Genomic DNA, 10,376 nt, shown 5'->3' on the forward strand with positions numbered 1-10,376 from the left:
AAACCATCATGATCAACAACGGATTGGGTACGGCACCTCGCGGCCCCGAATTCCTGTCTCCCGCTCTGTCCTCCACGCCGGCGGCTGCCGCGCCGGCGCCGTCAATCTCTGCCTCCCAGCCTCCCGTGCCTTCTGCCGTGCCCGGGCAGCGACCGCCCGGTGAGCCGGCTCCCGACCCGCACCCCGTCCACGCCCCAGCCGGCCGACGCTGGACACGGGTGCTTGCCGGCGGCCTCGCGGTCATCGCCGTCTCGGCCGGCACCGGCGGCGTCGCCGGCTACGCCGCCGGCCGGGACGAGCCCATCGAGGCGCCCCCGTACGCGGCCCCGGCACCCGCTCCCGCCGGGGTGCCCGCCGACCTGGTCGCCGCCGCGGCCCGCGCCCTGCCCGGCGTCGTCTCGGTACAGGTCCGCACCGGCTCCGGCGGAGCGTCCGGATCCGGGTTCGTCTTCGACGACCGCGGGCACATCGTCACCAACGCCCACGTCGTCGACGGCGGCCGCGGCGGCGGCGCGGTGAGCATCGTGGGCGCCGACGGACGCCGGATCACCGCCGAGATCATCGGCACCGACGCCGGCAACGACATCGCGGTCCTGCGGGTACCCAGCGCGGCAGCACCGAACCGGCTGGAGCTCGCTGACCCGCGCACTCTGCAGGTCGGCCAGCCGGTCCTGGCCGTCGGCTCCCCGCTGGGCCTGTCCGGCACCGTCACCGCCGGCATCGTCAGCGCCACCGACCGGCCGGTACGCCTCGGCGGTAGGACCCGGCAGACCGCGGTGCAGACCGACGCCTCCATCAACCCCGGCAACTCCGGCGGTCCGCTGGTCAACGCCCGCGGCGAGGTGATCGGCGTGAACACCGCGATCGCCACCCTCGAAGGCGGCGGCAACATCGGCATCGGCTTCGCCGTACCGATCGAACGGGCCCGGCAGGTGGCCGCCACCCTGATCAGCCGTGGATAGTCGACAGATGCGCCTACTCGTCGTGGAAGACGAAGAAGACCTGGCCGAAGGCCTGCGCGTCGGGCTCACCCGCACCGGCTACGCCGTCGACGTCGCCGCCGACACCGCCCAGGCCTACGACCATCTGACCCTCAACGAGTACGACCTCATGCTGCTCGACATCAACCTGCCCGACGGCGACGGCTTCACCCTGTGCCGGCAGTTACGCGACGGTGAGGTGGACACCCCCGGCAACGGCGACCTGCGGGTACTCATGCTCACCGCCCGCAGCGGCCTCGACGACCGGGTCCGCGGCCTCGACGGCGGCGCCGACGACTACCTCGTCAAACCGTTCCACCTCGCCGAACTGCTGGCCCGGGTACGGGCGCTGCTGCGCCGTGACACCACCGGCGCCACCGCAACCGTCAGCGTTCGGGGACTCGTGCTCGACACCGCCCGCCACACGGTCACGCTCGACGGCGCACCGCTGGCGCTGACGCTCAAGGAGTTCGGGGTCCTGCAATACCTGATGACCCGCCCCGGCCATGTGGTGTCTAGCGAGGAACTACTCGAACACGTGTGGGACGCCAACACCGACCCCTTCACCCAGACCGTCCGGGTCACCGTCGGCACCCTGCGCCGCAAACTCGGCGACGGCTGGATCGACACCGTCGTCGGCCGCGGCTACCGGCTCGCGCAGGAGGCACCGTGAAACGCCCCGAAGTGTTTCGGTCCATCCGGTTCCGGCTCACCGTCGTCTACTCCACCCTGCTGTTTGCGCTGGCCGCGCTCACCCTCGCCGTCATCTACCTCGCGGTCGCGCAGTCGACCGCACCGCAGCAGATCACCGAACAGACCGCGAAGGTCTACAACGACAACCGGCAGTACGTCGGCACCATGACCGTCGCCGACATCAGCCAGATCGAGGCCGCGGTCAACTACAACACGCTGCAGACCCTGCGCACCTACTCGATGATCGCCCTCGGCGGGCTGTTCCTCGCCAGCCTCGGCATCGGCTGGGTGCTGTCCGGGCGTGTCCTGCGACCGGTCGGAGCGATCGCCCGCACCGCCCGCGACATCCAAGCCACCGACCTGACCCGCCGCATCCGCCTACGGGGCCCGCACGACGAACTGCGCGACCTCGCCGACACCCTCGACTCCATGCTCGACCGCCTCGATCAGGCGTTCCGCGCCCAACGCCAACTCATCGACGACGCCTCCCACGAACTACGCAGCCCACTCGCGATCATCCGCACCCACCTCGACGCCACCCTGACCACCCCGGACGCCACCACCGAGGAACGCCACCGCGCCGTCGCCATCATCGACCGGGCCACCACCCGCATGTCGAGGCTCGTCGAAGACCTGCTCGCCACCGCCCGCCGCGACGCCGGCGCACTCAACGAGACCGAACTCGACCTCACCACGATCGCCCACGAAGCCGGCGAAGAATCACCCCTGCCGGACCGGCCACTGCACCTGCGCTACCAGACCACCCGCGGACTGCGGATGATCGGTGACAACGACGCACTGCGCCGCGCGGCCGGCAACCTGCTCTCCAACGCCGTACGCCTGGCACCCACCGACTCCACCATCACCATCGCGACCGGCCGCAGCGGATCCTGGCTGTGGCTCGCCGTCGCCGACCAAGGCCCCGGAATCGCCCCCGACGACCTCACCCGGGTCTTCGACCGATTCTGGCGCGGCCCCCACGGCAACGGCACATCCCAGCAACGGCGCACCGGCCTTGGCCTGGCCATCGTCCGGCAGATCGTCGAATCCCACGGCGGCCACATCGCCGCCTTCTCCGAGATCGGACTGGGCAGCACCTTCGTGCTCTGGCTGCCCGCAGCCGACCCCACCGCAGCGACTCCGCCACCCACCGGCAACCCCCTGCGGTAAACACAGCACACCACCGGAGCACGCGAACTCACCGGGTATACCGATCCGGTGGTGCACTGACATTTCCGGCGCGGCAACTTCCACGCCGCGTCAGCGGTGAGATCCGCGAAGACCGCGGGTCAGAACTCGATGAAGGGCTTCGAGGACTTCGCGGCCGCCCATGACCCGGGTGGACCGCGGAGACATCGTCAAGGCGACAGCGCCGTCGACAACGTTCGGCAGCAGCCCGGCGATGCAGGCCCCCACGGGCGCCAGGCCGCCGTCGAGGGTGAGGTCGCCGCCGAACAGGCCGGCGAAGCTGACGGACGCCTGCTCGTATCGGTGTGCGCCGCCGCGGCTGGTTACACCGCGCCCACGGATGATGCCGACGGCCTGATCGAGGCATGCGGTGCCCCGACCGCTTCCAGCCCTGGAAGGCCCGCCGCCGGTGAGTTCGCGCACGAGGGCGACACGACCTCCGCGGCTCCCGATCCAGGCTGGCGCGACAGACAGGGGTGCCCTGCCAGTACACCCACCATCAGAAACTCCCCGCCCGCCGGTTGAGGCGGTTTGCTGATAACCAGCGGGCGGCACGGCCACCAGCCGCAAGCGCAGGCCCAGCAGTTGCCCGCCACACCCCCGGTAAAAGAGAAGGAATCAACGAGCAATGGCAACGAAACTCAAGATCGCCCCGCGCACGCTGGTGCTTCCCCTCGTCCTCGCCGTAACGCTCCTGGTGGCCGCATTCTCGTTCGCCCAGCCGAGCCAAGCCCACCGCGACACGTCGCCCCTGGTGGGCGGATGGCGCATGACCTCCTTGGAGGCCGGCACCCCGGGCAACCTGCGACCCGTGCCGTACTCCGGCCAGATCATCTTCACCAGGTCCGGCACCATGTCGGTGCAGGCCATGAACCCCGACGCGAGCGCTGCGGACACTCCGTACACGATCAACGGATACGAAGCCTTCTACGGGACTGTCGCCGTCAACAAGGCCGCCGGTACGTTCGTCGTGACCGTCGAGTCATCAGCGGTGCGCAACCTCATCGGGCAGCGCCTGACGCGCGTCTTCAAGGTCTCGGGTGACCGGCTGGTTCTGACGCCGACGGACCCGGCAGAGGGCTGGCGCGTCACCTACAAGCGCTTCTGATCGCAGCAGGGTGGTGCCACACCGCCCAGCGAGCGTGATCGCAGAGGGCCCCGCACGAGCGCGGGGCCCTCTGTCACCCAGCGATGGCTGACAGATCTGCGCACACCGCAGTGCAGCGGGCGGTGCTGTGGCTGTGCAGCGATCGGTTATGTCACTGGGAAGCGCTCCCGGTCGACACCGGCTACGTCGCCTGATCTCGAGACGATCGGCGAGCAACGAAGGAGCCCTGACCCCGCATGACTGAAATGACCAGACGCACACTCCTGCGCTCCGCGACCGCGCTCGGCGCGGGACTTCTGGCCGCCTGCACCAGCCCTCGGGCACGCGAGGACACACCGACCCCTGCCCACGTCCAGACCGACCGCAGTCCCGCTGCGCCCCAGGGCGACGTGTACGGGGCGAATATCTACAACACGCAACAGGTCGCGGACGAGCTGCGCTACATCGAGCAGAACATCCAGCCGCTCACCGGCAACGATCCCAAACGGATCCTCATCACCGGTTCCACCGCCGGTGTCGGCCAACTCGCCGCCGCATACTTCCTGCGGCGCGGGCACACCGTGGTCGCGCACGCACGAAACGCGCAGCGTGAGGCGGACATCCGGCGCGATCTCCCCGCTCTGGAGGCCGTCGTCGTCGGCGACCTGCTGAATCTGCAGCAGACCCGCGCGCTGACCGAGCAGATCAACGCGCTGGGAACCTTCGACGTCATCATCCACAACGCCGGCGAGTACGGCCTGCCCAATCAGGACATCCTCAACGCCAACTCGCTGTCGCCGTACCTGCTGACCGCTCTGGTCGACGCTCCCCACGAGCAGATGATGTACCTCAGCTCCGATCTGCACCTGAGCGGCGACCTCAAACTCGACGAGCTGCGCTCCGGCGGAACGAACGTCACCTACGACGACAGCAAACTGCACCTGGCCACCCTTGCCACGGGGTTGGCCCGGCGGCGTCCCGAGCTGCGCGTCAACGCGGTCGCCCCCGGCTGGGTACCCACGCTCATGGGAGTTCACAACGGCCCTCACGCCCCGACAACCTCCGCGAGAGCTACATGACCCAGGTTCTTCTGACCGAAGACACCTACCCGGGAGGCCAGGTCACCGGGCAATTCCTCTTCCAGAGAAAACCGGAGGACCGCGTTCACCCCACCGTGTACGACGAGGCGGCGCAGGACGCCCTGGTCTCCGCCTTCACCGAACGCACGGGGGTACCGCTCAGCTGAGCGCGATCCAACCCCTGCAGAAGAAGACGTCCCTGTCCGGCCTCTGCCGCATGGACTCCTGTTCCCCAGCGAGATGGGGTCCGCGGCTGCGGATTCCCCGAACCTTCCCGAGAGGATCGACTTCACATGCGCTCCACCACACGCACCCGCCTCGGCAGGCTGGCGGCGGCGTCCCTCGCCGTCGCTGTGACGCTCATCGTGGCCCCCGCGACTCCCGCGCAGGCCCACCACGGATTCGACGACTTCGACACCGACCGCCTCTACTACATCTCGGGCACCGTCTCGGAGGTCCGCTGGGGCGACCCACATTCCTTCTTCAATCTCACTCTGGAAAGCGACCGCCCCGCGGACACGCCCGAACTGGCTCTGCCCGAGCAGCTTCAGGCCCCCGAAGACAGCGGCCCGATCAACGATGCCCCGTCGTACAGCGGCTCCCATGACGAGCTGGAGGTCGTCATCGCACCGCCGGCCTACACGGGACGGTGGGGTCTCGACCGCCCGCTCGCCGACGGCGAACGGGTCGAAGCGGTCGGCTACATCGGCAGGAGTCACGACGACGAGTTCCGTCCCGTCGTCTTCTGGTACGGCAACGGACAGCCGGTCAACCAGGTGCTCGGCAGCGAACTGCCGGCGCGGCCGCTGCCGGTCCCGTACCCCGACAGCGACGCGTCGACAGCCGACCGGAACCAGGATGCGACAGCTGCTGGGGAGAACTCCGACGGTACGTCGCCGATTCTGGTGTGGGGCACAGCCGGCATCGTCCTGCTGCTCGGCGTGGTGGGCGGAACGCTGTACCTGCGCTCACGCTCGCGCCGAGCGTGAGAGCGCTAGTCATGGACGACGTCTTCTCCTGGCTCCAGGATGGCCCGCTCGCCGAAGCCATCCGTGGCACGGCGTACCTGTATCCGGTGCTCGGGAGCCTCCACATCCTGGGTATCGCCCTGCTCATCGGCCCGGCTGCGGCCTTCGACCTTCGGCTGCTGGGGCTCGGGCAGCAGAAGTTGCCGGTGACTACCGTGGCCGGCTATCTCCTCCCGCTGTCCCGCTTCGGATTTGTGATAGCGGCCGTCACCGGCGTACTCATGTTCCTGCCAGGCGCGAGCGTCATGGCGGAACGTGGCAGCGCTCCGTTCAAGCTCGGCCTCCTGCTGATCGCCGGTCTGAACGTCCTGATCTTCCACCGGCGCACCTTCCGCAGTGTGTTCGACTGGGACCTGGGCAAGCCATCGCCTGCGGCCGCCCGAACCGCCGCGGTCGTCTCCCTGACGTCGTGGGCGGGTGTCACGGTCGCTGGCAGCCTTCTGGCCTACACATAACCGCGGCGCCCCGTGGCCCGGCACGAACCTGAAGTAAGAAGTCCTGGGCTTCGAAGGCGCCATCCCCCGACCACACCGAAGGCAAGTCCAGCCAATGACGCTGCGCGCGATCAGGACGCCGCTCTATCGGCCACACCACGTCTCCTGGCACACACGACGGATTCTCGACAGGACGAGCACCCCGCAACGCGAACAAATCAATAGCCCGATACGGTGCTCAACAACATCCTGGCCGAAAGGTACAACTCCATCGTGGCCACAGCGCACGACACCAGTGGCCTCGCCCGATGGCTCCAAGACCAGCCCAACCCTCGCCGCCGCGGCCTCAAGACGCCCCCGCCAGCACAAAGACGTCTACGGTTCGCCTTCTACGGCCGCGTTTCCACCGCCAACCACCAAGATCCCGTCGCCTCACACCAGTGGCAGCGCGAGGCCGCCACCCAGGCCATCGGCACCGCCGGCGTCATCGTGTGCGACTACTTCGACATCGGCTGTTCCCGTAGCCTCCCCTGGCACGACCGCCCTCAGGCCAGCCGCCTACTCGATGCCATCCGCAACCCGGAGCGCGAGTTCGACGCGATCATCGTCGGAGAATCCGACCGCGCCTTCAGCGGCAACCAACTTCAGCAACTCCTCCCCACCCTGACCCATAGCAACATCACACTCTGGCTCCCGGAACTCGGAGGCCCTCTCGACCCCGGCAACCCCACCCACAGAGCGCTCATCGCCCTCCTCGGCAACGACGCCCGCCGCGAGGTCCTGCGCGCCCGGCACCGAACCCTCACAGCGATGCGCGCTCTCGCCCGCGACGAAGGCCGGTTCCTCGGTGGCCGTCCGCCCTACGGCTACCACCTGGCCGACGCGGACCGCACCCCAACCCGGCACACGCCCGCTGGGGACGACGCCTCCAGCGCCTCGAACCCGACCCGGCCACCGCCCCGCACGTCCGCTGGATCTTCACCCAGCGCCTCGCCGGGAACAGCCCCGCCACGATCGCGGCCATGCTCACCCACCGCGGCGTCGCCTGCCCCTCCGCAGCCGACCCGGCCGTAACCCGCATCGCAACGGCAAGAGCTGGGCGACACGGGCGGTGGACGGCATCCTGGCAAATCCGCGCTACACCGGACGGCAGGTGTGGGACCGGCAGAAGATCCTCCACCATGAGACCCGGCCCGGCGGCGGTGACACCGGCGGAACGACCACCCGGCGGGCCAGCACCAAGGATCAGTGGGTGATCTCCGGTGTACTGGCACATCCGGCCCTGATCGACGAGGCGACTTTCGTCGCGGCACAACAGATCTCCTCCCTCGCTGTGCCAGCCGACGGGCAGGAACGTCACTACCTGATAACCGGTCTCATCATCTGCGATGTCTGCGAGCGCCGAGCGGAACCGCTGTGGGTACACGGCAAAGCCGCGTACCGCTGCCGGCACGGCTACCGAACCGCTCGTCCCGCCAACTCGCCACTGCCGTTCTACGCGCGCGAAGATGCACTGTTGGCCGCGGCCGCCAGCGAATTGGAGAGGGTGACCGGTGATGCCCAGACGCTATGGGACCGTGTGGCCTTGTCCGGCTTCCTGCGGGCACGGCAGGTGACATTGCGCTGTTCACGCGACATTGTCGCGCTGGTCGGACCTTTGCCTGAAAACGTACAGCTCGTCATTCCGGACGTCATCGGAATCAGCAGCGCAGATCTGGCAGGCGTGACAGGGGATGCGGGAGGCAACCCGATAGGCTTTGGTCGCATCCCGCCACCGAGAATAGGCCGCCCGACAAAAAGAAGACCTCGCCGTATAACGGCGAGGTCGTTCACTAAAAGAAATTTATAACCCCGTAGGGGTTAACGTGTCCGAGGGGGACTTGAACCCCCACGCCCGATAAAGGGCACTAGCACCTCAAGCTAGCGCGTCTGCCATTCCGCCACCCGGACCTGCTCCGTACAGCTTAGCGGGACCGTAACCCTGGCTTTCACCTGGGTTTTGGCTGCCCTCTCAGCGGCACGGACAGAACTATATACGGCCCCCGACCCGGGTCGAAGCGGGGGCCGGTCGTTACCGGGGGTGTGGCGCCGAGCGGGGGAAACAGGGAGCATGGCGGACGTGTCTCGGTCCCCTCTCACCCCCGCCATCGAACGTGCGCGTGCCCTGATCGCGTCCGGTGAGCTGGAGCCGGCTCAGGTGCTGCTGGAGCGGGCCGTCGAGCTGGGGCGGGAAAACCTGGGGGAGGACGAACCGGACGTTCTCACCGCTCAGCGGGAGCTCGCGGGGGTCTTCCTGCGGTCGGACGATCCGATGGCGGCCCGGCGCATGCTGGAGGACGCGTACGCGGCGGGGCAGTGGCGGCTCGGCGACGGCGATCCGCTCATGCTGCACATCTCTTACGATCTCGGGGTCGTCGCGCAGGAGCTGGGCAACCGGCACGAGGCGCGGAAGGCGTTCGGCCGGGTGGCCGCCAACGGGCCTGCGGCCCTCGGCGAGGGCCATGAGTTCGTGGTCCGGGCGCGGTCCTACCTGGGTGAGGATCCTTCCGGAGCTACCGTACGGCCGGAGCCCTCGCCCATCCAGCCGACGCCGACTCCCCGCGTGGTGACCACGCCGCCGCCGGTGACCCCGGTCGCTGATCCGCCGCCCGTGGCCCCCGTGCCTTCGCCCCTGCCGCCGGTCGCCGACGTGCCTCCGCCGGTGAGTCCGGTAGTAGACGTCATGCCGGTCGTCGCGCAGGACACCGGAATCGGCCCGGTGCTGAATCCGGTGCCGCAAGGGTCGGCTGTCGAGGCGGGCGCCCGGGCTGCTCTGGAGCTGCCGACCGATGTGCTTCCGGTCACCCGGCCGGCTCCGGTGCAGCGTGCTGAGACGACGTTCGTCGCGCAGCCGGAGGTGACGCAGCAGCGGTCCGGCGGTCCGTGGGACGCCGCCCCCGCGTTGCCGGAGCAGCGACCGGCCCTCGTCGAGCGGCAGGCCCTCCCGTCTCAGCCCGACCACCAGGGGCACACCCGGACCCACGGTGCCGCGCAGACCGGCTATCCGCCCGTTCAGCAAGGCGCGCAAACCGGCTATCCGCCCGTTCAGCAAGGCGCGCAAACCGGCTATCCGCCCGTTCAGCAAGGCGCGCAAACCGGCTATCCGCCCGTTCAGCAAGGCGGGGAGACCGGCTATCCGCCCGTTCAGCACAGTGGGCAGGACGGCTATCCGCCTGTCCAGGACGTGGGTTACGGGGCCGGGCAGAGCGCCTATCAGGGCGGATACGGCACTGTGGATAACCCGCACGCCGCCCACCAGGGTGAATATCCGCCACCGCACCACGGGACCGGGCACAGCACCGGGTGGCCGACGTCACCTCAGAGGGAATCGGGGGCGGGTGAACCGTACCGAAGGAAGGGTCGTGGTCCTGCCGTTGGTCTGACCGTTGTCGCGACGCTGGTCGCGCTGGTCGCGGTGGCCGCCCTCGTGGTGGTGCTGATCGGCCGGGAGGGTGACAAGCCGCCGACGCCGGTGGCCACCGCCTCGGCGAACGTGCCGCAGCTGGCGGGGGATCCGCCGACCGGGGTGAAGCTGAAGGATCGGGGCGCGTCGATCGATCTGAGCTGGCGTGACCCGAGTGACGGCAAGGCGCCATTCATGATCACGATGGCCCGCGACGGACAGCAGCACAAACCGGTCGCGCAGGTCGGCCTGGGCCGGACCAAGACGACCGTGTCGGGGCTGAATCCCAAGCTGGAGTACTGTTTCGCAGTCGTGGCCGTCTATTCGTCCGACAGGTATGCGAGCTCGAACCAGGTGTGCCTCGGACGGGGCTGACTTATCCACAGGCCGCGGGACACGGGTATCGACGGGGACCCCCGTTTCGCTATGGTGGCCAGCGTCCTTG

At 68.9% G+C, this 10,376-nt stretch carries 12 protein-coding genes and 1 tRNA gene; 11 read left to right on the top strand and 2 right to left on the bottom strand.

Translation table 11 applies throughout. The features are described from left to right. Window positions 1–5 precede the first annotated feature (5 nt). The 3 genes from ACQPZW_RS11530 to ACQPZW_RS11540 are packed head-to-tail and all read left to right on the top strand — an operon-like array spanning window position 6 to window position 2,843. The gene (locus ACQPZW_RS11530) at window positions 6–962 is read left to right on the top strand and encodes a S1C family serine protease (protein ID WP_433797509.1); all 957 of its coding nucleotides are present in this window, start codon (window positions 6–8) and stop codon (window positions 960–962) included. 7 nt (window positions 963–969) lie between these two features. Further along, window positions 970–1,653 carry a response regulator transcription factor gene (locus ACQPZW_RS11535; protein WP_433794840.1) on the top strand — a complete coding sequence of 228 codons (684 nt, stop codon included), beginning with the start codon at window positions 970–972 and terminating at the stop codon, window positions 1,651–1,653. Then, window positions 1,650–2,843 (top strand): sensor histidine kinase, encoded by a 1,194-nt coding sequence (locus tag ACQPZW_RS11540; RefSeq protein ID WP_433794841.1) that lies wholly within the window; start codon window positions 1,650–1,652, stop codon window positions 2,841–2,843. The genes ACQPZW_RS11535 and ACQPZW_RS11540 overlap by 4 nt, the downstream gene beginning before the upstream one ends. Before the next feature lie 90 nt (window positions 2,844–2,933). On the opposite strand, the gene ACQPZW_RS11545 is transcribed toward ACQPZW_RS11540, so the two are convergent. Beyond that, window positions 2,934–3,284: a hypothetical protein gene (locus ACQPZW_RS11545; protein ID WP_433794842.1), complete on the bottom strand. Its 351-nt coding sequence runs from the start codon at window positions 3,282–3,284 to the stop codon at window positions 2,934–2,936. A gap of 205 nt (window positions 3,285–3,489) precedes the next feature. On the opposite strand from ACQPZW_RS11545, the gene ACQPZW_RS11550 reads away from it, so the two are divergent. The 7 genes from ACQPZW_RS11550 to ACQPZW_RS11580 all read left to right on the top strand — a co-directional run bounded on the left by ACQPZW_RS11550 (window position 3,490) and on the right by ACQPZW_RS11580 (window position 8,338). After that, a complete protein-coding gene (locus ACQPZW_RS11550; RefSeq protein WP_433794843.1) occupies window positions 3,490–3,969 on the top strand; it encodes a lipocalin-like domain-containing protein in 480 nt (159 codons plus the stop codon). Window positions 3,970–4,214: 245 nt separating this feature from the next. After that, window positions 4,215–5,027: an SDR family NAD(P)-dependent oxidoreductase gene (locus ACQPZW_RS11555; RefSeq protein WP_433794844.1), complete on the top strand. Its 813-nt coding sequence runs from the start codon at window positions 4,215–4,217 to the stop codon at window positions 5,025–5,027. Then, window positions 5,024–5,194: a hypothetical protein gene (locus ACQPZW_RS11560; RefSeq protein ID WP_433794845.1), complete on the top strand. Its 171-nt coding sequence runs from the start codon at window positions 5,024–5,026 to the stop codon at window positions 5,192–5,194. The genes ACQPZW_RS11555 and ACQPZW_RS11560 overlap by 4 nt, the downstream gene beginning before the upstream one ends. A gap of 126 nt (window positions 5,195–5,320) precedes the next feature. Beyond that, window positions 5,321–6,016, top strand: a complete 696-nt coding sequence (locus ACQPZW_RS11565) for a DUF6152 family protein (RefSeq protein WP_433794846.1) — start codon at window positions 5,321–5,323, stop codon at window positions 6,014–6,016. 11 nt (window positions 6,017–6,027) lie between these two features. Then, the gene (locus ACQPZW_RS11570) at window positions 6,028–6,510 is read left to right on the top strand and encodes a hypothetical protein (protein WP_433794847.1); all 483 of its coding nucleotides are present in this window, start codon (window positions 6,028–6,030) and stop codon (window positions 6,508–6,510) included. 213 nt (window positions 6,511–6,723) lie between these two features. Then, window positions 6,724–7,563 carry a recombinase family protein gene (locus tag ACQPZW_RS11575; RefSeq protein ID WP_433794848.1) on the top strand — a complete coding sequence of 280 codons (840 nt, stop codon included), beginning with the start codon at window positions 6,724–6,726 and terminating at the stop codon, window positions 7,561–7,563. A 37-nt stretch (window positions 7,564–7,600) separates the two neighbouring features. Continuing rightward, window positions 7,601–8,338 carry a recombinase family protein gene (locus ACQPZW_RS11580; protein ID WP_433794849.1) on the top strand — a complete coding sequence of 246 codons (738 nt, stop codon included), beginning with the start codon at window positions 7,601–7,603 and terminating at the stop codon, window positions 8,336–8,338. Window positions 8,339–8,353: 15 nt separating this feature from the next. On the opposite strand, the gene ACQPZW_RS11585 is transcribed toward ACQPZW_RS11580, so the two are convergent. Continuing rightward, window positions 8,354–8,440, bottom strand: a tRNA-Leu gene (locus tag ACQPZW_RS11585). A gap of 246 nt (window positions 8,441–8,686) precedes the next feature. Between ACQPZW_RS11585 and ACQPZW_RS11590 the strand changes: the two genes are divergently transcribed. Next, on the top strand, window positions 8,687–10,306 hold the full coding sequence (locus tag ACQPZW_RS11590; protein WP_433794850.1) for a hypothetical protein: 1,620 nt from the start codon (window positions 8,687–8,689) through the stop codon (window positions 10,304–10,306). Window positions 10,307–10,376: the final 70 nt, after the last annotated feature.

Origin of the sequence: Actinoplanes sp. CA-252034 (genome assembly GCF_050956125.1) — a bacterium.
Taxonomy (GTDB): domain Bacteria; phylum Actinomycetota; class Actinomycetes; order Mycobacteriales; family Micromonosporaceae; genus Actinoplanes.

Bases quoted from the DNA above. Each gene is read 5' to 3' on its own strand.
- ACQPZW_RS11535 (WP_433794840.1), top strand. From the start codon at position 970: ATGCGCCTACTCGTCGTGGAAGACGAAGAAGACCTGGCCGAAGGCCTG.
- ACQPZW_RS11550 (WP_433794843.1), top strand. From the start codon at position 3,490: ATGGCAACGAAACTCAAGATCGCCCCGCGCACGCTGGTGCTTCCCCTC.
- ACQPZW_RS11555 (WP_433794844.1), top strand. From the start codon at position 4,215: ATGACCAGACGCACACTCCTGCGCTCCGCGACCGCGCTCGGCGCGGGA.
- ACQPZW_RS11560 (WP_433794845.1), top strand. From the start codon at position 5,024: ATGACCCAGGTTCTTCTGACCGAAGACACCTACCCGGGAGGCCAGGTC.
- ACQPZW_RS11565 (WP_433794846.1), top strand. From the start codon at position 5,321: ATGCGCTCCACCACACGCACCCGCCTCGGCAGGCTGGCGGCGGCGTCC.
- ACQPZW_RS11570 (WP_433794847.1), top strand. From the start codon at position 6,028: ATGGACGACGTCTTCTCCTGGCTCCAGGATGGCCCGCTCGCCGAAGCC.